Origin of the sequence: Pelomonas sp. BJYL3 (assembly GCF_027257975.1) — a bacterium.
Taxonomy (GTDB): Bacteria; Pseudomonadota; Gammaproteobacteria; order Burkholderiales; family Burkholderiaceae_C; genus Roseateles_B; species Roseateles_B flavus.
Genome location: NZ_JANZKX010000002.1, coordinates 216455 through 237280 on the forward strand (window position 1 = coordinate 216455; position 20826 = coordinate 237280).

At 70.5% G+C, this 20826-nt stretch carries 21 protein-coding genes; 15 read left to right on the forward strand and 6 right to left on the reverse strand.

Features of this window, described 5'->3' with window-relative positions; genetic code table 11:
- The first annotated feature begins 204 nt into the window (after positions 1-204).
- The 7 genes from O9Y01_RS06665 (at position 205) to O9Y01_RS06695 (ending at position 9061) form a co-directional block, all read left to right on the forward strand.
- Complete coding sequence (locus tag O9Y01_RS06665; RefSeq protein ID WP_269630755.1) at positions 205-1485, forward strand: efflux RND transporter periplasmic adaptor subunit; 1281 nt, start codon at positions 205-207, stop codon at positions 1483-1485.
- 36 nt (positions 1486-1521) lie between these two features.
- Positions 1522-2250, forward strand: a complete 729-nt coding sequence (locus O9Y01_RS06670; RefSeq protein WP_269630756.1) for an ABC transporter ATP-binding protein — start codon at positions 1522-1524, stop codon at positions 2248-2250.
- Between the two features lie 8 nt (positions 2251-2258).
- Positions 2259-3560, forward strand: coding sequence for a TolC family outer membrane protein (locus O9Y01_RS06675; RefSeq protein ID WP_269630757.1), 1302 nt, complete (start codon positions 2259-2261; stop codon positions 3558-3560).
- Positions 3560-4864, forward strand: coding sequence for an ABC transporter permease (locus tag O9Y01_RS06680; protein ID WP_269630758.1), 1305 nt, complete (start codon positions 3560-3562; stop codon positions 4862-4864). Before O9Y01_RS06675 ends, O9Y01_RS06680 begins: the two co-directional genes overlap by 1 nt.
- Before the next feature lie 10 nt (positions 4865-4874).
- Complete coding sequence (locus O9Y01_RS06685) at positions 4875-6089, forward strand: ABC transporter permease (RefSeq protein ID WP_269630759.1); 1215 nt, start codon at positions 4875-4877, stop codon at positions 6087-6089.
- A gap of 90 nt (positions 6090-6179) precedes the next feature.
- Positions 6180-7562: a sigma-54-dependent transcriptional regulator gene (locus O9Y01_RS06690; protein ID WP_269630760.1), complete on the forward strand. Its 1383-nt coding sequence runs from the start codon at positions 6180-6182 to the stop codon at positions 7560-7562.
- Positions 7563-7567: 5 nt separating this feature from the next.
- The gene (locus O9Y01_RS06695) at positions 7568-9061 is read left to right on the forward strand and encodes a sensor histidine kinase (RefSeq protein ID WP_269630761.1); all 1494 of its coding nucleotides are present in this window, start codon (positions 7568-7570) and stop codon (positions 9059-9061) included.
- 136 nt (positions 9062-9197) lie between these two features.
- On the opposite strand, the gene O9Y01_RS06700 is transcribed toward O9Y01_RS06695, so the two are convergent.
- Positions 9198-9848: an MBL fold metallo-hydrolase gene (locus O9Y01_RS06700; RefSeq protein WP_269630762.1), complete on the reverse strand. Its 651-nt coding sequence runs from the start codon at positions 9846-9848 to the stop codon at positions 9198-9200.
- Between the two features lie 547 nt (positions 9849-10395).
- On the opposite strand from O9Y01_RS06700, the gene O9Y01_RS06710 reads away from it, so the two are divergent.
- The 3 genes from O9Y01_RS06710 to O9Y01_RS06720 all read left to right on the forward strand — a co-directional run bounded on the left by O9Y01_RS06710 (position 10396) and on the right by O9Y01_RS06720 (position 12120).
- On the forward strand, positions 10396-10761 hold the full coding sequence (locus O9Y01_RS06710; RefSeq protein WP_269630763.1) for a hypothetical protein: 366 nt from the start codon (positions 10396-10398) through the stop codon (positions 10759-10761).
- Between the two features lie 21 nt (positions 10762-10782).
- The gene (locus O9Y01_RS06715; protein ID WP_269630764.1) at positions 10783-11136 is read left to right on the forward strand and encodes a DUF7674 family protein; all 354 of its coding nucleotides are present in this window, start codon (positions 10783-10785) and stop codon (positions 11134-11136) included.
- A gap of 489 nt (positions 11137-11625) precedes the next feature.
- Positions 11626-12120, forward strand: a complete 495-nt coding sequence (locus O9Y01_RS06720; RefSeq protein WP_269630765.1) for a T6SS immunity protein Tdi1 domain-containing protein — start codon at positions 11626-11628, stop codon at positions 12118-12120.
- An 86-nt stretch (positions 12121-12206) separates the two neighbouring features.
- Here the strand turns inward: O9Y01_RS06720 and O9Y01_RS06725 are convergent, their stop codons facing one another.
- The 3 genes from O9Y01_RS06725 to O9Y01_RS06735 all read right to left on the reverse strand — a co-directional run bounded on the left by O9Y01_RS06725 (position 12207) and on the right by O9Y01_RS06735 (position 13868).
- Positions 12207-12854 (reverse strand): hypothetical protein, encoded by a 648-nt coding sequence (locus O9Y01_RS06725; RefSeq protein WP_269630766.1) that lies wholly within the window; start codon positions 12852-12854, stop codon positions 12207-12209.
- Between the two features lie 119 nt (positions 12855-12973).
- On the reverse strand, positions 12974-13288 hold the full coding sequence (locus O9Y01_RS06730; RefSeq protein WP_269630767.1) for a hypothetical protein: 315 nt from the start codon (positions 13286-13288) through the stop codon (positions 12974-12976).
- Between the two features lie 145 nt (positions 13289-13433).
- Positions 13434-13868, reverse strand: a complete 435-nt coding sequence (locus tag O9Y01_RS06735) for a hypothetical protein (RefSeq protein ID WP_269630768.1) — start codon at positions 13866-13868, stop codon at positions 13434-13436.
- Positions 13869-14059: 191 nt separating this feature from the next.
- Here O9Y01_RS06735 and O9Y01_RS06740 point away from each other — a divergent pair, with 191 nt between their 5' ends.
- Together O9Y01_RS06740 and O9Y01_RS06745 are read left to right on the forward strand one after the other, a co-directional pair.
- Complete coding sequence (locus O9Y01_RS06740) at positions 14060-14701, forward strand: hypothetical protein (RefSeq protein ID WP_269630769.1); 642 nt, start codon at positions 14060-14062, stop codon at positions 14699-14701.
- Positions 14702-14885: 184 nt separating this feature from the next.
- Positions 14886-15929, forward strand: coding sequence for a hypothetical protein (locus O9Y01_RS06745; RefSeq protein WP_269630770.1), 1044 nt, complete (start codon positions 14886-14888; stop codon positions 15927-15929).
- A gap of 18 nt (positions 15930-15947) precedes the next feature.
- On the opposite strand, the gene O9Y01_RS06750 is transcribed toward O9Y01_RS06745, so the two are convergent.
- Positions 15948-16937, reverse strand: a complete 990-nt coding sequence (locus O9Y01_RS06750; RefSeq protein ID WP_269630771.1) for a GlxA family transcriptional regulator — start codon at positions 16935-16937, stop codon at positions 15948-15950.
- A 131-nt stretch (positions 16938-17068) separates the two neighbouring features.
- On the opposite strand from O9Y01_RS06750, the gene O9Y01_RS06755 reads away from it, so the two are divergent.
- Together O9Y01_RS06755 and O9Y01_RS06760 are read left to right on the forward strand one after the other, a co-directional pair.
- Positions 17069-17671: a DJ-1/PfpI family protein gene (locus O9Y01_RS06755; RefSeq protein ID WP_332108745.1), complete on the forward strand. Its 603-nt coding sequence runs from the start codon at positions 17069-17071 to the stop codon at positions 17669-17671.
- Positions 17668-18849, forward strand: a complete 1182-nt coding sequence (locus tag O9Y01_RS06760; RefSeq protein WP_269630773.1) for an acetylornithine transaminase — start codon at positions 17668-17670, stop codon at positions 18847-18849. Before O9Y01_RS06755 ends, O9Y01_RS06760 begins: the two co-directional genes overlap by 4 nt.
- Positions 18850-18911: 62 nt before the next feature.
- On the opposite strand, the gene O9Y01_RS06765 is transcribed toward O9Y01_RS06760, so the two are convergent.
- Complete coding sequence (locus tag O9Y01_RS06765; protein WP_269630774.1) at positions 18912-20120, reverse strand: DUF4382 domain-containing protein; 1209 nt, start codon at positions 20118-20120, stop codon at positions 18912-18914.
- A gap of 237 nt (positions 20121-20357) precedes the next feature.
- On the opposite strand from O9Y01_RS06765, the gene O9Y01_RS06770 reads away from it, so the two are divergent.
- Entirely contained in the window at positions 20358-20801 is a 444-nt protein-coding gene (locus tag O9Y01_RS06770) for a hypothetical protein (protein WP_269630775.1), read from the forward strand.
- The last annotated feature ends 25 nt before the right edge of the window (positions 20802-20826 follow it).

The following is a 20826-nucleotide window of genomic DNA, read 5'->3' on the forward strand; positions in this document are numbered from 1 at the left end:
GGCGGCGGTGTGGGCGCGGCGGTGGGGCGCGGCTGTCCGGGGCGGTGTCCGCGCTGCCGCGGTCTGTCCGGGCTGGCGTCCGCAGTGTCCGCGGACACACCGCCGCCCCGGCGAGTCCCATGCAAGTCGTTGATTCGACTCAATTTTCTCGGCAAGCCTGGCCTGGCACGGGGCTTGCAAGAAGAGGACATCGCAGCCGCTTCTATGTCCGCCATGATCCGAGATACTTCTGCCCAGGACCGCCCCATCACCCGCACCGGCGTGCCCCCGCGCCGCTGGCTGCAGGCGGGCCTGGTCTTGTTCGCTGTCGCAGGTTTGGGCCTGGGCGCGCCTCGCCTGCTGCAGGGCCTGGGAGGCGCCGCCTCGGTGAGCCTGGCCCGGCTGACGCTGTCCGAGGTGAAGATCGGCCCCCTGACCCGCGACGTGGCGGGCGAGGGCAAGGTGGTGGCAGCCGTCAGCCCCACGCTGTATGCCGGCAATGCGGGCACGGTCAGCGTCAAGGTGCAGGCGGGGGACCAGGTCCGCAAGGGTCAGGTCTTGCTGGAGCTGCAGAGCCCCGAGCTGATGGCCCGCCTGGGCCAGGAGCGTTCCAACGCCGACGCCCTGCGCAGCGAGCTGCTGCGCGCCGAGGCGGACGCCCGCCAGCAGCGCGCCCAGGCCCAGAGCAATCTGGAGACCGCGCAGCTGGCCCGCCGCACCGCGCAGAACGACCTCGCCCGCCAGGAGCAGGCCTTCAAGGCCGGCGCCACGGCCAGCATGCAGGTCGACCAGGCCCGGGACGCCCTGGCCAAGGCCGAGATCGCGCTGAAGCAGGCCCGCGAGCTGCTGGACCTCAAGGACGACGCCACGAAGTTCGAACTGCAGGCCAAGCGCCAGGCGCATGAGCGCCAGCAGCTGGTGGTGGCCGATCTCAGCCGCCAGGAAGAGGAGCTGAAGGTCCGCTCGCCCGTGGACGGCCAGGTCGGCCAGCTCTTCGTCACCGACCGCATGAGCGTGGCCCGGGACGCCAAGCTGCTGAGCGTGGTCGACCTCTCCGCGCTGGAGGTGCAGATGCAGGTGGCCGAGAGTTTCGCCCGCGAGCTGCAGCCTGGCATGCCCGGCGAGATCCGCGGTCCCAGCCAGAGCTGGAAGGGCGTGCTGAGCTCGGTCTCGCCCGAGGTGGTCAACAACGAGGTCGCCGCCCGCCTGCGCTTCGAGGGCGCCCAGCCCGAGCAGCTGCGCCAGAACCAGCGCCTCTCGGTGCGCGTGCTGCTGGACCGCCGTGAGCAGGTGCTGCAGGTGGCGCGCGGGGCCTTCGTCGACGAGGGCGGCGGCCGCTTCTGCTACGTGGTGCAGGGCACGGAGGCGGTGCGCCGCCCCATCCGTCTCGGCGCGCAGAGCCTCAGCCAGGTCGAGGTGCTGGACGGCCTCAAGCCCGGCGAGCGCGTGGTCACCAATGGCGCCGAGGCCTTCAAGGGCGCCGAGCGCGTCTCGCTCAGTCAATAAGCAAGCCGGATCCCAGGGACAAGAAAGGACATTCCCATGCTGAAGATGCAATCACTCTCCAAGGTCTACCGCACCGAGATGGTCGAGACCTTCGCCCTGCGCCAGTTCAACCTGGAGGTGAAGCAGGGCGAGTTCGTCGCCGTGACCGGCCCCTCGGGCTCGGGCAAGACCACCTTCCTGACCATCGCCGGCCTGCTGGAGTCCTTCACCAGCGGCAGCTATGTGCTGGACGGCCAGGACGTCAGCGGCATGGACGACGACCAGCGCTCGCGCCTGCGCAACCAGAAGATCGGCTTCATCTTCCAGGCCTTCAACCTGATCCCCGATCTCAACGTGCTGGACAACATCGAGGTCCCGCTGCGGTACCGCGGCATGGGCCGTGAGGAACGCCAGCGCCGCGCTCGCGAGGCCCTGGCCCGCGTGGGTCTGGCCGCGCGCGAGAAGCACTACCCGGCCGAGCTGTCCGGTGGCCAGCAGCAGCGCGTGGCCATCGCCCGCGCCCTGGCCGGCGAGCCCAAGCTGCTGCTGGCCGACGAGCCCACCGGCAACCTCGACAGCGCCATGGCCCGCAGCGTGATGGACCTGCTGGAGGAGCTGCATCGAGACGGCGCCACCATCGTCATGGTCACCCACGACATGCAGCTGGCCGCCCGCGCCCAGCGCAATGTGCACGTGATGGACGGCCAGGTGGTGGACATCGCCGCCGAGCTGCGCCTGGGCGAGTTGCTGCACCCGCAGGGTCAGGTCTTGCCTGCTGCAGTCTGAGGGCGGCCATGCAGCGTGCTTTCCCTTCCCTCTGGCGCCGACCAGCCCTGGGCCTGGCCTTGCTGGCCCTGCTCGGCTCGGCCCGCGCCGATGACCTGCTGAGCATCTACGCCCAGGCCCGCGCCGCCGACCCGGTGCTGGCGCAGGCCCGCGCCCAGCGCGGCGTGCAGGCCGAGCTGCTGGTGCAGAGCCGCGCGCCCCTGCTGCCGCAGTGGTCCCTCAGTGCCGACGAGGAGCGCAGCGAGGGCCAGCGCAGCCACAGCAGCGCCAGCCACCTCAGCCAGGTGCTGGTGGACCTGAGCCAGCTGCGCAGCCTGGACGCCGCCGAGGCCCGGCTGGACGCCGAGGACGCCCGCCTGCGCGCCGCCGAGCAGCAGCTCTGCGCCCGCGTGGCCCAGGCCTACTTCCAGGTGCTGTCCGCGCAGTCGGCCCTGGAGACGGCCGAGGCCAACGAGTCCGCCTTCGCCCAGCAGGTGTCCCAGGCGCAGACGCGCTACGAGGCGGGGCTCTCCGCCCTGGTCGATGTCGAGCAGGCGCGGGCCTACCACGGCCTCTCGCGCGGCCAGACCCAGCAGTCCCGCCAGCAGCTGGCCGATGCGCGCCAGGCCCTGGCCGAGATCACCGGCCAGCTGCCCGGCGCCCTGCAGGCCCTGAGCGCCGCGCTGCCCACGCCGCCCCTGCAGCCCGAGGACGCCGAGGCCTGGGTGGCTCGCGCGATGAGCCAGCAGCCCCTGCTGCAGGCCGCCCAGCGCGGCCTGACGGCCAGCGAGCGCCGCATCGACGCGGCCCGTGCCGCACACCTGCCCACGCTGAGCCTGGGCCTGGACAGCCAGCGCCGCAGCGGCTTCGGCATTCCTGCAGCGGATGCCGGCCGTCTGGTCAGCACCGTGGGCGTGCGACTGAGCATCCCGCTCTTCGCGGGCGGCGCCACCCAGTCACAGCAGCGCCAGGCCGTGCATGAGCGGGACCTGCAGCGCGAGCAGCTGGAGGCCACGCGCCGCGCCCTGGTGCGCGAGACCCAGGCCCAGGTGCTGGCCGTCAAGCTGGGCATCGAGCAGGTGGCCAGCAGCGCCGCCGCCGTGCAGGCCGCCGAACGCGCCCTCGCCGCCACCCGCGCCGGCCAGTCGCTGGGCACCCGCTCCATGACCGACCTGCTGCTGGCCATCCAGACCCATGCCCAGGCCCGCAACGCCCACGCCCAGGCCCGCCACGCCTACGTGCTGGCGACGCTGCAGCTGCAGGCCGCCGTCGGCCAGCTGGGCGAGCCCGAGCTCGCCCGCGTGAATCAACTTCTGCAAGGAGCAAGCTGATGTTTGCCTACTACATCGAACTGGCCCTGCGCAGCTTCCGGCGCAGCCGCGGCCTGACCGCGCTGATGCTGCTGACCATCGCCATCGGCGTGGCGGCCTGCATGACCACGCTGACCATCTTCCATGTGCTCTCGCGCGACCCCATCCCGCACAAGAGCGACCGGCTCTTCAACGTGCAGCTCGACGCAGGGCGCGTGCGTGACGGCTTCGTGCCCGGCGGCGAGCCCATCTACCAGCTGACCCGCTTCGACGCCGAAGCCCTGCTGCGCGAAGGCCGCGGCAAGCGCCAGGTGATGATGAGCGGCGGCGGCGTGGCGGTGACGCCGCCGGACGGCAAGGAGCGCCCCTTCCTGGCCACCGGCCGCTGGGCCAGCAGCGACTTCTTCGCGATGTTCGAGGCTCCGTTCCAGTACGGCGGCGGCTGGAGCCGCGAGGACGATGCCGGCGAGGCCCGCGTGGTGGTGCTCTCGCGCAAGCTCAACGACCGCCTCTTCGGCGGCGCCGACAGCCGCGGCAAGACGCTGCGCATGCGCGACAAGGAGCTGCGCATCATCGGCGTGCTGGACCACTGGCGCCCCGTGCCGCACTACTTCGACATCAGCCTCGGCGCATATGCCGAGACGGCCGAGCTCTACGCGCCGCTGTCCACCGCCATCGCGCTGAAGTTCAGCAGCTCGGGCAACGTGAACTGCTGGGGCAACGTCAACGGCGACATGCGCGCCCTGCAAGCACCCTGCGCCTGGCTGCAGTACTGGGTGGAGCTGGCCCAACCGGGCGATGCGACCGCCTACAAGGCCTACCTGGAGCAGTACTCCGACCAGCAGCGCCAGGCCGGCCGCTACGAGCGCCCGACCAATGTGCGCCTGCGCCCGGTGATGGACTGGCTGCAGTCCCAGCAGGTGGTGCCGCATGACGTGGGCCTGCAGCTGTGGCTGTCCTTCGGCTTCCTGGTGGTCTGCCTGGTCAACACCGTGGGTCTGCAGCTGGCCAAGGCGCTGCGGCGCTCCGGCGAGATCGGCGTGCGCCGCGCCCTGGGCGCGCCGCGGCGCCAGATCTTCCTGCAGTTCCTGATCGAGGCCGGCAGCCTGGGCCTGGCCGGCGGCGTGCTGGGCCTGCTGCTCACTGGGCTGGGCATCTGGGCCGTGCGCCACGGCAGCAGCGACTACGCCGCCACCGTGAACCTGGACCTGACCATGCTCATCACCACCCTGGGCGTGGCCCTCGCGGCCAGCCTGCTGGCGGGCCTGCTGCCGGCCTGGCGTGCCTGCCAGGTGCAGCCCGCCCTGCAACTCAAGACGCAATGAGGAGCCTCTCATGGAACTGATGCCCATCCTGGCGACCCTGAAGCGCCACAAGACCGCCGCCGGCCTCATCGTGCTGCAGGTCGCCCTGACCTGCACCATCGTCTGCAACGCCCTGTTCCTGATCAGCCAGCGCCTGGAGCGCATCCAGGAGCCCAGCGGCATGGCGGACGAGGAGCTCATCACGCTGCGCGTGTCCGGCGTGACGCCCAACGAGAACCCCCAGGCCCAGACCGAGGTGGACCTGGCCGCGCTGCGCCAGCTGCCCGGCGTCAAGGGCGTCACGCTGATGAACCAGGTGCCCTATGGCCCGCAGTTCTCGGTCAGCGGCCTGCGCCGCAGCGGTGACGAGAAGGCCCAGGGCACCGGCGTGCCCGAGTACCGCATGGGCGAGGGGGGCCTGGCCCTGCTGGGCCTGCGTCTGGCCGAGGGCCGTGACTTCACGCCGGAGGAGTTCCGCGACGGCAAGGCCTACGAAGAGGAGGACGGCGTCAACATCCCCGCCCTCATCGTCAGCCGGGTCACGGCCCGGCGCCTCTTCCCGGATGGGTCGGCCCTGGGCCAGAAGGTGTGGGGCGTGGGCTCCGGGCCCAGCACCATCGTGGGCGTGGTGGAGCGCATGATCTCGCCGCACCCCGGTGGTGCCGACGAGGACGCGCTCGCCATGATCCTGCCCATCAAGCAGAGCTTCCAGCGGGCAGAGTACGTGCTGCGGGTCGACGCGGCTCAGCGGGAAGCCGCCCTGAAAGCGGCCATCGCGGCCCTGGATCGCGTGGGGCCGGACCGCATCCTGCGCGGCAGCCACACCTGGGCCGAGGCACGTGCCCGCTACTACGCGCAGGACCGCAGCATGATCGGCCTGCTGATCGGCGTCTGCGTGGCCCTGATGGTGGTGACGGCCTTCGGCATCGTCGGCCTGGCCAGCTTCTGGGTGCAGCAGCGCACCCGCATGATCGGCACCCGGCGCGCCCTGGGCGCGACGCGTGGGCAGATCCTGCGCTACTTCCAGACCGAGAACTTCCTGCTGAGCACCCTGGGCATCGGGCTGGGCGTGCTGGGTGCGGCCGGGCTGAGCAGCGTGCTGGTGCACCAGTACGAGCTGCCGGGCCTGCCCTGGCACTACCTGCCGGCCGGCGCCGTGGCGCTGTGGATGCTGGGCCAGCTGGCCGTGCTGGGGCCGGCACGACGCGCCGCGGCCCTGCCGCCGGTGGCCGCGCTGCGCAGCTGAATGCCCTCTTGATGCCCGGCGCCACCCCGGGATGATCCGGCCCCGCGTGCCGCCGCCGCGGGGCCGTCTGCTTGCTATCCTCGCCCCCACATGCGAACCGTCCTGATCATCGATGACAACCCCGGCGTGCGCGAGGCCCTGGCCCTGCTGCTGTCCCTGCACGACATCCGCGCCCTCTGCGCCGCCGACCCCGACGAAGGCCTGGCCCTGCTGGAGCGCGAGGCTGCCGACCTGGTCATCCAGGACATGAACTTCAGCGCCGACACCACCTCCGGCGAGGAGGGCCGCGTGCTGTTCCAGCGCCTGCGCCAGCGCCACCCCGACCTGCCCGTCATCCTGCTGACGGCCTGGACCCAGCTGGAGCAGGCCGTGGCCCTGGTCAAGGCCGGCGCGGCCGACTACCTCGCCAAGCCCTGGGACGACCTCAAGCTGCTGGCCACGGTGGAGAACCTGCTGGAGCTGGCCGAGTCCAACGAGGCCTTGAGCCAGACCCGCCGCCAGCGGCGCCAGCGCGTGGAGGCACTGCGCCAGCGTTACGCGCTGGGCGACATCGTCTTCGCCTCCGACGCCATGATCAGCACGCTGGAGATGGCCTGCCAGGTGGCCCGTGCGCCGCTGCCGGTGCTGGTCACCGGCCCCAACGGCAGCGGCAAGGAGCGCATCGCCCGCCTGCTGCACGCCAACTCCGCCGTTGCCCAGGGCCCGCTGGTGGCCCTCAACTGCGGAGCCCTGCCGGCGGACCTGATCGAGGCCGAGCTCTTCGGTGCCGAGAGCGGGGCCTTCACCGGCGCCGGCAAGGCGCGCGAGGGCCGCTTCGAGGCGGCCGATGGCGGCACGCTGTTCCTGGACGAGATCGGCAATCTGCCCCTGGCCGGCCAGATGAAGCTGCTGCGCGTGCTGGAGACCGGCCAGTTCGAGCGCCTCGGGTCCACGCGCACCCGCACGACCCGCGTCCGCGTGGTCAGCGCCACCAATGCCGACCTGCCCGCCATGGTGGCGGCCGGCAGCTTCCGCGAGGATCTCTTCTACCGGCTCAACGTGATCGAGCTGCGCCTGGCCCCGCTGGCCGAGCGCCGTGATGACATCCTGCCCCTGGCCGAGCAGGCCCTCGCCGAGCACGAGCGGCAGGCCGGCCAGGCCGTGCGCCTCAGTGAGGCCGCTCGCAGCGCGCTGCTGGCTCATGCCTGGCCCGGCAATGTGCGCGAGCTGCGCAATGCCCTGGCCCGCGCGGCCCTGCTGTGCCGCGAGGGCCTGATCCAGCCGGCGGACCTGGGCCTCGCCGCCGCGGCCTCCCTCGCACCCGCGGCGCTGGCCCACCGCAACCTGGACGAGCCCAGCCGCGAGGCCGTGCTGGCCGCCCTGCAGTCCGCCCAGGGCGTGGTGGCCCGCGCGGCGCAGCAGCTGGGCCTCTCGCGCCAGGCCCTGTACCGGCGCATGGACCGCTACGGCCTGCCGCGCGAGGGTGGTCTCTGAATACCATGGGCGCCACCGGCCAGGACCTGCCGCCCGAGGGGGACCGCAAGGCGGCCCCATCGGCTCCGCCGCCGGGCCATGCCAGGCCGCTGCAATACCTCGGCCTGCGCCTGCTGCTGAGCCTGCTGCTGATCGCCCTGCTGGCCCTGGGCCTGCAGGCGGCCTTCAGCCTGGGGCCACTGCCGCCCCTGCTGCGCGAGCTGGGCTGGGGGGACCTGACCCTGCGCACCAGCGTCTGGCTGCCCCTGCTCATCCTCGGCCTGCTGCTGCCGGTGGCCGGCCTGCTGGTGGCCTGGTGCCTGGCCCCCTTGCGCCGTGTGCTGCGGGCCGTGGAGGGCGCCGTGCTGAGCTACCGTGACGGCGACTTCAGCACCACGCTGGCCGTTGACGGGCAGGGCGAGCTGCGCGCCCTGCTGAGTGCCCACCGCGAGCTGGCCACCACGCTGCGCGGTCAGCGCCAGCACCTCGCCCAGCGCGAGCTGCTGCTGGACACCGTGGTGCAGAACACGCCCGTGGCCCTGCTGCTGATCGACGCCCAGGGCCAGGTCGCCTATGCCAATATCGCCGCCCGTCAACTGCTGGCCCAGGGCCGGCGGCTCTCGGGGCAGGCCTGGGAGGCCGTGCTGTCGCCCCTGCCCGAGGCCCTGGCCGAGGCCCTGCGCCAGGGCGAGGACCAGCTGCTCACGCTGCCGGAGGCCCTGGATGGCGCCGCCGAGCCCGAGAGCTTCCACCTCTCCCAGCGCGCCCTGAACCTGCTGGGCCAGGCCCACCGTCTGGTGCTGCTGCGCCGCATCACGCGCGAGCTGTCACGCCAGGAGGTGGCCAGCTGGAAGCGCGTGATCCGCGTGATCAGCCACGAGCTGAACAACTCGCTCGCCCCCATCTCCTCCCTGGCCCACAGCGGGGCCGAGCTGGCCCGCCGCGGCCAGACCGAGCGCCTGCCCCAGGTCTTCCAGAGCATCGGCGAACGGGCCCGGCATCTGCACGAATTCCTGGCCAGCTATGCCAGCGTGGCCAAGCTGCCCCTGCCGCGCCTGGCGCCCGTGCCCTGGGCCGACTTCGTGGCTCAGCTGATGAGCCAGCAGCCCTTTGTGCTTGACGGCGCCCTGCCGGCCGGCACGGCCAGCTTCGATCGCGTGCAGGTGGAGCAGGCCCTGATCAACCTGCTGAAGAACGCCCATGAGGCCAGGCAGGGGGCGGGGCCCGCCCCCGAGACGGCGTCGCAAGCCGGCGCCGCCGGCGACGCCGCGCTCGAGGTGCGCCTCGCCGTGCAGCGCCAGGGCAGCGAATGGTGCGTGACGGTCAGCGACCGCGGCCCCGGCATGAGCGAGGCCGTGCTGGCCCAGGCCCTGTTGCCCTTCTACTCGACCAAGCGCAGCGGCACCGGCCTGGGCCTGGCCCTGGCCCGCGAGATCGCGGAAGCCCATGGAGGCCGCATCCTGCTGGCCAACCGCGAGGGCGGCGGCCTGCGGGTCAGCCTGCTGCTGCCGGTGCGCTGAGGATGCAGACGCTGGCATAGACGCTGACGCTGCGCCGGAGCCAGGTCTTGCCTGGGCCCCGCTGCAGCGGCTGGCGGGATCAGGTCTTGTCCGGCTTCCGAGGCGCCGCCCCGCTGGGGTCAGGTCTTGCCTGACCTCAGCCCCAGCGTGCGTGGCTCAGGAAGGGATTGCTGCGGCGTTCCTCGCCGAAGGTGGATTCGGGCCCATGGCCAGGGATGAAGACCGTGTCATCGCCCATGGGCCAGAGGCGCTCGGTGATGGAGCTGATCAGCTGCGCGTGATTGCCGCCGGGGAAATCCGTGCGGCCGATGGAGCCCGCGAAGAGCACGTCACCCACGAAGCAGCGCCTGGCCGAGGCGCTGTGGAAGACCACATGGCCCGGCGTGTGGCCCGGGCAGTGGCGCACCGTGAGCGTCTCCTGGCCGATCTGCACCGTGTCGCCGTCCGCCAGCCAGCGTGTGGGCGTGAAGGTCTCCACCGCGGGGAAGCCGAACATGGCGCTCTGCTGCGGCAGCCCGTCGATCCAGAACTGGTCGCCGGGATGCGGCCCGATGATGGGCAGGCCCTTCAGCCGTGCCAGCTCCGCCGTGCCACCCGCGTGGTCGATGTGCGCATGCGTCAGCCAGATCGCCTTGAGCATCAGCCCCAGCCGCTCCACCTCCTTCAGCAGCCGCGGCACCTCTCCACCCGGATCCACCACCGCCGCCTCCAGGGTCTGGTCGCACCAGACGAGGGAGCAGTTCTGCTGGAAGGGGGTGACGGGGAGGGTGAGGTAGTGGAGGGGCATGGCTGAAGGAGGCTGAGAACAAAGTTTCGAAGTGGCGGGCAAATTATCGAAGGCTTTGGGGGACGGCCGGCCAGGCGATGAGGCCAAAGCTTCGAAGCCTGGCGTCGCAGTTGGGAAAGCCGCGGCTTGGACGGGCCTGGCGGCGCGTGTCGTGGCGTTGAGTGGTGAGGGATAGCGAAGGCTGACTGCTAGAGGCTGGGTGCTGCCACTCACCAACGACTGCTTTGCGGCGCTTCAGCGGTGGGCAGTGAGTCCAATGGGCTTCGCACAGCGCCGCCTACCTTGGGAACATGGGTGTAGATCATGGTGGTGGCCACATCGGCGTGGCCCAGCAGTTCCTGCACGGTTCTGCTGCGAAAGCGACTGGCACAATCCGCGGCCTGGGAGGTGCCGGTTTGTGCGGGGATTTATGCTGTACGGAACGACAGTCAGTCAACCGATTGTGGATACGGATCAAGGACTTGCAAGCGCACAGTCGCGGTTGGTTAAGCGGCAAGCTACTGAGTTCTGCAGCACGCCGTGCTGGATAGACCAATAGATAGGCGTCATGACGAAGACTGAGGTTTTCGAGCAATTGTTCTCGGCCGCCTGGCCGAGGCCCGCTGAGCTTGTTCAGTACGCGAAAGCCCGACATGGATTTGGCGGTGACGATGGCTACTACGGCGTCACATATCCCTCAGACTTGGATGACTACCAGCGAGAAGTTGAGGGTGAGCACATCCCCGAAGGATCGGTTGAGGTGCACTACTGGGACGGCGCTTTTAGAGACTTGTTGGTGCCCGAATACGAATTCTTGGAAGTGCTATATCAACATCTCGTCGACATTGGGCAGGCGGCACTTGCCGCGGAGCTTCGTGATGCCTATCCCGTCATTGCAGCCGACCCTGGCCGGCTGTGCCGTCCGGTCGGCTGAATTTCAACGTTAAACGGCCACATGCCTAAGCGTGACCGCAGCCAGTTTTTGCGGGAGCTCAAAGCAGCTTTCGCCGAAATCACTTCGCAGCTCAACGCCGAGCACGGGCTGCTGCACTTTGAGGTCGACGTGTTTCGCCGCTTTACGCAACGCGCGATTTTCGATGGTGAGCGTGATACTGCAGTTCAGTGCTTCTTGCTTGCCGCCACCTATCTCACCGAAGGGAACTCCGCAATGCGCAACGCGATCGACGTCTCCTTCGTTGAGCCCATGGAGTTCGGCTCGCCGCCGAACGAACGTCGTTGGGCTTGGGAAGCTTTGCCGGAGGTCCTGAAGAATGCCTACGTCGCCTTCCATGGCAAGTCAGCCGTTTAGCCTGCCGTTGGAGCGGACCGCCTTCGGCGTCCGCTGACCTTCACGTTGAACGGCTGCTTTCGGGCCCTGAGTTCGAGGTAGCGAGAGACTGCAACCGCTGCGCAGCGGCCCCTTGCCGCTCCAGTCACCCTATCCGGCGGCCACGGAGTCCGGTCTTCGATTTCAAGATCAACGGCGGCGGGATTTCATATTCAAATGAGGCCTCGTATCTGACCCTGCTGCCCGATTCACTGGCCATCGAAGGCCAGGCCGAGCAACGCGCCGTATGGAAGCTTTGCTGCTTGCTGGAGAGACCGTTGCCTGCCCCACTCGCGAGCAACTACCAGGAGCTTCTGGCTGTTGCTCGCGATAGGCTTCGGGACCAATCATGAGCGCCGCATTCGGCTACTTCAGGGCGGCAAGCGTGAGGCCTGACCAGTCGCGCGGACCGACACAAGCCGGCGACCCGCCGCTCGCAGCTCAGCGTCAACGTCAGATGGCCCACGTCCAATGAACGCACCCGAACACTTCGCACCCGTCACGGATCTGGGCCACGGCGACGCCCTTGCACCGTGGCGCTTCCTCGTCGGCCCCAAGGCGCAGGTACGCCTGCTGACCGCCATGGGCGACTTCTTCCTCCTGAAGCCTCATGGCTTTCTCCGGCGTCCTCATGTGTTCCTGCTGGATGCGTTCGCAGGCCAATGCCACTTGGTCTCCGATACCTGGGAGGACTTCAAGCGCCGCATGGCAGCCCCGGACCTCGAAGCCACCTCATGGCTGAAGTTCGATCTTCTTTGTGAGCTTCACGGCGCGGGCCAGCTTCTGGCCGAGGGGCAGTGCTTTTCTGCAACCGTCCCCGGCTTCATCGGCGGCCGCTACGAGCTCGAGAACTTCGAGCCCACCCCATGGCGCCTGCATGTCAATGCCAGTGGTCAGCTTTTCGAGCAGGTGAAGGACCTTCCTCCCGGCACGCCCATTCACGGCATCGACATCAAATGGCACTAGGCGGGCTCCCCTACGAGCCCGCCTAGAGGCTCCAGCACGACAACGCCTGTCGAGGCATTGTCAGTCGCACGTCCATCTCGAAGCACTCAGTGGTGGGGCGAGTCCGCACTCTGAAGCGGGACACCCGGCTCTGCCTTTTGAAGGCCATGCTTCCGCAGGCAGATTTCGGGATGCGCGGACTGGCGTGTCAAGCTTTCCAGGCGGCCGGAAAACGTGCTGGTGGTGACTTCCTCGGGACTACGTGAATCTTCCTGCGCCCCGTGCAGCACCTCCAGGACGACCCAGGCGCCCTTCTCTCTGACCAGCAGGAAGTGCAATTGAAGGCGGCCTGTCATGTGGTCCGTCTTCGGCCCCCAGCTGCACAAGGCGTCCACGCTGGCGGTGAGCCCCAGGGTCCGGCTTCGAAGGGTGCGGCACGAGGTGGGGGTGTCCCAGCGATCGAACAGACTGCCGCCGTCGGCATACTCGCGCTTTGATACGCCATTCGCTTCGTCGTCTTCTGAGCTGGCCTGGGCAGCGTCGCACTCGGCCGCCGAGGCGAGCTTCTGAAGACGTGACGACAGCCATCGGAACTCTCCCCTGCGATTCAAGCCCAGTCGCTTCTCGAAGGGCTCATGGACGGCGAGCTGCAGCAGGGATTTCACGACGGCATCGGGCGTTGCGGGCGTCGCCTCCGAGCTTGTCGCCAGCGCCGCGAGCGCAGCCAGGGTGATCAGGGCTTTCCGTGTGTGCATGGTGAGGTCAAAAAGGTGTTGACGGTGTGTCGGACGTGGGGGCCGGCGAGCAGAAGGGCTTGGCCCAGCTTTCCCAGGCTTGCGGCAGCCCTCCTGCCGCCGCTGCAATGCTGGCCTGGCTAGCCCTCGTCTTCCACAAGCTCCAGCCGCGCCACCTGCCAATGCTCCCAGACCCGCTCGGGATCGAGGTCGGCGTAGCCTCGCTTCTCTTCCAGTTGCCACTTCATCTCGGCGGTCATCGCCATGCAGGCGGCATCGTCCCGGATGCGGACGACCTCCTCCTCGGTGAGCGGGGCGCCCTTGAGCTGCTCGGCACGAAGCAGCAGCGCCACGAGTGCGGGGATCGGGACCAGGAGCACGGATTCTTCGGCGTCGCGACGCGGCGGCTCGGCGGGCGCGGGCGCGGAACCGAACAGTTTCTTGAGTAGTTTCATGGGCGATCCCGGGAGTGCTGACGGCGTCTGCACGGGATTGGATCACGCATCGATGTCCTGCCGTCTGCACACGCGCCGCGTCGGCAATGCCCACCATCTGCCGAGGTTCAGCCGCTGCGGCGCAAGCCGCAGCCTTCGATCTCCGCTAGGCCTGGCCGGCTGCTTGCACGCCTGTGGCGGCCGTCTCGTCCTCGGCCTGGACCACGCGCTGCCGTTCGGCAGGGGCGCAACCCTTGAACTTGATGACTCGCTTGGTGACCCGCCGGCCTTCGCCGCTCAAGCCGAGGCTGGCCGCCTCGCCGTTGGTCTCAAGGCCCAGACCGCCTTTGCCGGAGGTGTCGTAGTACTCCTCGATCTCCACTTCCTCCGCGCTGTCGATGCGCCGTGAGATGGCCAGCTCCTGCTCGACCTTGGCCTGGGCCAGCAGCGCCTTCGCCTTGATCTCGGCGCGTCTGGACTCTTCGGCCAGCTGCGCAAGAGGCTGGCTGCTGTCGGATTCGGTGATGCCGTCAACGACCTTCTTCAGGCCCTTGCTGATCAGGTAGCCGACGGGGTTGATGGCGTACTCGAGATAGGACATGGGGTCTCCTGGCTCCATGGCTGAGCCTGTTGCCCGCCCAGGCGGGTGTGGCTGGATGCTAGGTCTCGCGGTGCCGGCCGGCGTGCAACTCCGTCACGCTTTGCCGGGGAACCTCGCCGCCTATCGGCTACAGTCCCCGCCGCCTGGTGACCTGGGCGACCGCACCTTCGTTTCGTACGCATCCCTCGCCCATGATCAATCGCCTGCTGCTGACCGCTGCCCTCCTCCTTTCCGGCATGGCCCGCGCCGCCTGCCCAGGCGCCAGCGAAGCGCCGCCCGCGCCCGAGGTGGCGCTGGCAGTGAAGCTGTCCACCCTCGAGGTGATCCAGGAGGACGAGCACCGCAACGTGCTGTCCCTGGGCACGATCAGGAACAGCGCGGGCAGCTGCTTCGAGGACGTGGTGCTCGAAGTCCGGTACTTCGACGCCTCCCACACCCTTTCTGACACCGTGGTGCAGCCCCTGTTCGGCCTGGTGGTGCCGGCGCATGGCGAGGCGGCGATCCGGGTCACGGGCAGCGCCGCCAGGCCCAGGGAGGCCTATGTCAGCCAGGAGGCGAGGATCCTGAATGCCGAGGCGCGACGGCCTGTGGAGAAGGCGCAGCCGACCCTCGGGTCCACGCTGCTGGAGGTCCTGATCGCCTGGGGCCCCATGATGATGCTGATCGGCATGTTCATCGCCCTCATGCGGCGCATGCGTGGCAAGGAGTCGCTTCAGGAGCGAAGCATCGCGCTGCTGCAGCAGCAGGTGGAGGGGTCCATCGCCCAGGTGCAGGCGCTCCAGCGGGTCGCCGACGCCCTGGAATGCAAGGTCTCGAAGCATGTGGACCCCTGAGCCCCACGGCCGGGCCACAGTCGGGGGGCAGGTCTTGACCGGTTGAAACGGCCAGACCTTGGGGCACGCCGCAGCGATGCGCTGCTTGGGATAAGCTGCGCGGCGCGAGAGACCGGGGGCTTGCCGTGAAGCGACAGGTCCTCCCGCGGTGCCGCCGCCACCGCCCTGCCAACAAGGACGCCTCATGCCCCACGACACCCTCGACGACCTGCTGCTCCGCGACGCGCACATCCAGACGGTGAAGCCCATGCTGTGGGCCTCGCTGGCCCTGGCGGTGGCCGGCCTGGTGGGGTTGCTCTTCAAGGCGATGCCGCTGACCATCGTCGGCTGGATCGGCAGCTGGCTCGCCGGGCCCACGGCCTTGAGCCGCCTGGCTCCGGCCCTGGGGACCTCGCCCCTGCTGAAGTACCCTCTGTTCCTCGGTTGCGCCATGCCGGGCCTCAGCCTGGCCGCGCCCGTCTACGGCCTCCTGGCCTCACGGAGCCTGCAGCAGACCGCGCAGCAGGCGCTGCGTCAGCACGAGGCGCGCGAGCGGCGCCGTGAGCGGGAGGCCCGCGTCCAGCCGCCGCCGGCCGCCGCCGCATCTGCGGCTGCGTCTGATGCCGCTTCGGCCGCCGCTGCGGCGCCCCGTAGCGCGGTGGAGGCCCTGCCGGTGCTGCGCCTCGTCGCTGCGGGCATCGGGGACGGCGCGGAGCTGCAGCTGCGGATCAAGAACCCGCCGCCCGGCATGACGGTGCCGGCCGATGCCGAGCTGCCGCCCGTGCGCGCCAGCCACGATGTCTTCGGCGTGGGCTACCACCTGGACGCCGGCTCGCACTGGGTCTCGGTCAGCCGCCAGGAAATGAAGGAGGCCGGGCTGAGCCTGGACCAGCTCCATCAGCGCTCGCTGGCCAACCTGACGAAGCTGGTCAAGGGCAAGCCGGGCCTGCGCGTGATCGGGGATCCCGAACAGGCGAGCTACCGCGGCCTGCTGCTGGATGGCGACCATGAGGCCTGCCTGGTGCTGCTGGATGCCTTGTGGGACCAGGTGCTCAAGCCCCACACACCCAATGGCGCGGTGGTGGCCATTCCCAGCCGCGACGTCCTGGCCTTCTGCGATGCCCACTCGAAGGAGGGCATCGCGCAGCTGCGTGAGGCCGCCGCGCGCATCAAGCCGGACGCCCGCGGCGCGCTGAGCCAGCAGCTGCTGCTGCGCCGCCAGGGGCGGTGGGAGCTGTTCAAGGGCTGATCCGCGCGCGGCGCTCGATCATCCGCGCCGCTTCGTCGTCCCCGCCTTGCGAAACGCCGCCGGCGGCCGCCCCAGCAGGCGCTGGAAAGCGCGGCGCATGCGTTCGGTGCTGCCGAAGCCGCAGTCTTCGGCGATGCGCTGCACTGAGGGCTGCCCGCCCTCCAGCGCGGCGCGGGCGGCCTCCACGCGCAGGCGTTCCACCACCTGGGCCGGCGTGGTGCCGGTCTCGGCGCGGAAGCAGCGGGCGAAGTGGCGGGGGCTCATGCAGGCGCGCGCGGCCAGCTCGTCCACGCGATGGTCCTGCCGCAGGTGCAGGCGGATGTGCTGCAGCAGCTCACCGAAGCGGCCCTCCGGCCGCTGGGCGTCCAGCAGAGGCGAGAACTGCGACTGCCCGCCCGGGCGCCTGCGCTCCACCACCAGCTGGCGCGCGGCCTCTCGGGCCACGTTCTCGCCGCAGTCGTGCGCGACCAGGGCCAGGCACAGGTCGATGCCGGCGGTCATGCCGGCGCTGGTCCAGAGCTCGGGGCGCGGGGCCGAGCGGCTGCGCTGGGCGGGCTCGCGCACGAAGATGCGGTCGGGCTGCAGCCGCACGGCCGGGTAGGTGCGCTCGAACTGCCGGCTGCGGGACCAGTGCGTGGTGGCCGCGCGGTGGTCCAGCAGCCCGGCTGCCGCGAGCAGCAGGCTGCCGCTGCAGATGCTGGCCACGCGCGCCCCGCTGCGGCTGGCGCGCTGCAGCCAGGCGACCAGGCGGGCATCGCGGCTGGCGGCATCGACGCCGTCTCCGCCAATCACCATGACGAGATCGTCGGCGCTGCAGGCGCGCGGCAGCGGCTGCACCGGCCAGGGCACACCGGCCGAGCTGCGCACGGTGCCGCCCGCGTTCGCGGCCAGCCGCCAGGTGTAGCTGCCCGGCTGCTGCAGCCGGGCGACCTCGAAGACCGCCATGGGGCCGGCCAGGTCCAGCTGCTGGAATCCGGGGAAGAGGACGAAGACGATGCGGCAGGCCATGCCTCATTGTGGCAGGCACAGGCGCGGGCGGCGATGGCAGAAAAGGTGGGAACAGCGTCATGGCTGTCAGCGCCGTCCTTGCGCACACTGGCGGCCTCTGGACTCAACGCACGCCTGGGAGGTGCATGCAGATGAATGTGGGCATCCTGATCTTCGACGAGGTGGAGCTGCTGGACATGGCCGGCCCCTACGAGGTCTTCACCACTGCGGCCCGGGTGCATGGCCGCAGCCAGCCGGCCGGCACGCCGCCGCTCTTCAATGTCTTCACGCTGGCCCGCAGCGCCGCGCCGGTACAGGCCCGTGCGGGGCTGCGCCTGCAGCCGGACTGCACGCTGGACGACCATCCGCCACTGGACTGCGCCATCGTGCCCGGTGGCGTGGTGGATGCCGAGCTGGGGCAGGCGGCGCTGATGGACTGGATCGCCGCGCAGGCGGGCTCGGCGCGGCTGCTGGCCTCGGTCTGCACCGGCGCCCTGCTGCTGGCGCAGGCCGGCGTGCTGGACGGCCTGGAGGCCACCACGCACTGGGAGGACGTGGAGGCCCTGCGTGCGCTGCGGCCCGGCCTGCGCGTGCTGGAGGGCCGGCGCTGGGTCGATGCTGGGCGCATCGTCAGCTCGGCGGGCATCTCGGCCGGCATCGACATGAGCCTGCACCTGGTCGAGCGCCTGCAGGGCCGCGAACTTGCGCTGCGCACCGCGCGCCAGATGGAATTCGACTGGACGGAGGCCGCATGAGCGAGCGCGGCCGCGATCTGATCACCATCACCGCCCGCCCGGACATCGTCTTCGCGGAGGGCCAGGGTTCCTGGCTGGTCGATGAAGCCGGCAAGCGCTACCTCGACCTCGTGCAGGGCTGGGCCGTCAACAGCCTGGGGCACAGCCCGGCGCTGCTCGCGCAGGCGCTGGCTGCCCAGGCGGGGCGGCTGGTGAACCCGAGCCCGGGCTTCTACAACCGGCCGATGCTGGACCTGGCCCGGCGCCTGGTGGAACTGAGCTGCTTCGACCGCGTCTTCCTGGCCAGCTCAGGGGCAGAGGCCAACGAGGGCGCGCTCAAGCTGGCCCGCCGCTGGGGCCGCAAGGAACGCGGCGGGGCGCACGAAATCATCAGCTTCGAGCAGGGCTTCCATGGCCGGACCCTGGCGATGATGAGCGCCTCCGGCAAGCCCGGCTGGGATCGCCTCTATGCGCCCATGCCGCAGGGCTTCGCCAAGGCCAGGCTCGATGACATCGGCTCGGTGGAGCGCGCCATCACGCCGGCCAGCGTGGCCGTGATGATCGAGTTCGTGCAGGGCGAGGCCGGCGTCCATGTGGCCGACCCGGGCTTCGTGCGCGAGCTGCGGGCCCTGTGCACCGAGCGCCAGCTGCTGCTGATCGCGGACGAGGTGCAGACGGGCATCGGCCGCTGCGGCCATGCCTTCGCCTACGAGCGCTATGACGTGGAGCCCGACCTGATGACCCTGGCCAAGGGCATCGCCGGCGGCGCGCCGCTGTCTGCCCTGCTGTGCAAGGAGCGCTTCAACTGCTTCGAGCCGGGCGACCAGGGCGGCACCTTCTGCGGCAATCCCTTGATGGCGGCGGCCGGTCTGGCGGTGGTGAACGAGGTGTGCCGGCCCGACTTCCTGGCCGCGGTCCGCCAGCGCAGCGAGCAGCTGTCGCGGGGTCTGCAGGCGATCGCCGAGGACTTCCGCCTGCCCGGCGAGCGCGGCCTGGGCCTGCTGAGGGCGCTGGTCCTGCCCGTGGCCCGCGCCGAGGAGGTGGTCGAGGCGGCGCGCGGCCTGGCACCCGTGGGCCTGCTGCTCAATGCGCCGCGGCCGCAGCTGCTGCGCTTCATGCCGGCGCTGAACATCGGCGCCGAGGAGCTTGACGAAGGCCTGGCGCTGCTGCGGCGGGCGCTGCGGCAGGTCCTGGGCTGACGCCGCGGTGCCGGGCGGGGCGGCCCCAAAGGACCTGCCCGCTCGCGCCGCAGCGACCCGCTTCAAGGGAAGGTGAAGTGGGTGCTGAGGGTGCCGCCGGCCGTCAGCGTGAAGGGCCCCGCGTTCTTGACGGCACCGGCCGCGTTGCTCGCCGCGAGGCTGTAGCGCGCCGCTGCCGCGGTGTCCGGTGCGAAGCTCAAGGCGGTGGGCGCGGCGACGTAGGGTGCGACCAGCGGGGCGCCGATGGGCACGAGGTAGGCATAGGCACCCGTGCTGGCATCGACACTGCCGCGGGCCACGGTGACCGAGCGGCCCATGCTGAGCGCCTGCGTGACGCGGACGCCGGCATCGACGGGCACGCTGCCCGTCAGCACCGTCCCTGCCAGCGTGCCGCCGGCCGAGGCGGGCGGGTTCAGCCCGCTGGCGCCGGTGGAGAGCGTGGTGACCACGCCGCTGGCCACGCTCACCCCGGTCACGACGGCCGTGGCACGGCCCGGGGCGCTGACCACCAGGTCATAGCTGCCGGGTGCCACGGGCTGCAGCAGGTACATGCCGCTGCTGTCCGGCGAGGTGCTCTTGACGATGGTGCCGCCCTGCTCCAGCGTGACCACGGTGGCGCCCGTCGCGAGGCTGGCGTCGACGGAGCCGCGCACGCCCGAGACCAGGCGCGGAATCACGGCCACGACCGGCTTGAGCAGGTACTGCCCCGAGTTGCCGGCGCTCACGATGGACTTGCAGGCGTCGAAGTCCAGCACGAAGTCGGCCAGCTCGTTGGCATTGACGGTGATGTCCACATTGAGCTTGACGCCGGCCTGCGTGGCGCTGGGCGTGGTCAGGGCGACCTCGGTGCCGCCGGTCGGGACCACCGAGTTGGCCAGGGGCGTGCTGCCCCCGTTGCTGCCCAGCACCAGGCGCATCTGCGTGTAGTGGCCGGCGGCCAGCGGCGTGGAGCCCAGGGTGGTCAGCACGCCGTTGCGCAGGGTGAGCAGGTCCACGCGCAGCGCGGGGTTGAGGGTGAGATCGGTCCAGCCGGCATCGGTGTCGGTGGCGCTGCTGCTCTGGTGGATGCGCACCTTCTGCAGCGTCACGTAGACCTTGTCGAAGCCGCAGGCCGGGGCGTCCGTCAGGGAGAGCTGCAGCGTGCCGGCATTGCTGGCGGGCGTGCCACCGTCACCGCCGCCGCAGGCGCTCAAGGTGGCCAGCGTCAGTGCGGCCACCCCGGCGGCCACCCGGGCAACGCCCTGTCTCAGGAAGGGCAGGAACTTCAGCATGATCACCTCCGGAGGAAGAGGGGCAGGGGCGCTGTCGAGGCAGGCCCGCCGCCCAGGACAGTCTGCAAAGTGCTCGTGAATGGTAGGTCGACGCCGCGCTCGCGTGGGAGGCGTGGGACCGTGGCTGTAAGCGAGTGCATCCCCTTGCGGGGAGGCCGGCCCGCCCCTGCAGCGTGCCTACACGCAAATTACTTCTCGCAACGGCGCCGCAAGGGCAGTCAGCGTAGTCTCGGCGCCGTGAACACGACACGCCACCCCCTGCGGCTGACGCTCACGCGCCGGCCCTTTCGCCCGTCGGCGGCGCCGACGGCCCTGTGCCTGACCTTGGCCGGCCTGGCCGTGCTGGGCGGATGCGCCGCGCCCACCGCGCCCGCGACGCCCGCGGCGCCACCGCCGGCGGCCACACCACCGTCCCCGGCCCCCTCGGCGGCCGACCAGCAGCGCCGCGGCGAATTCGACAAGGCCCTGGACAGCTGGCATGGCGCCACGGTCCAGGAGCTGCTGCGCAAGATGGGCAAGCCCGAGGCCATCACGCGGCGGGCCGACGGCAGTTTCGACTACCGCTATTCCAAGTCCACGCGGGCGGGCACCGACGGCCGGCCGGCCTTCAGCTGCACGGTGCGCTACCTGGTGGATGCGCCGGCCCGGCAGGTGATCGGCCACACCATCGAGGGCTGCTGAACGGGCGGCGGCGCGCCACAATCCG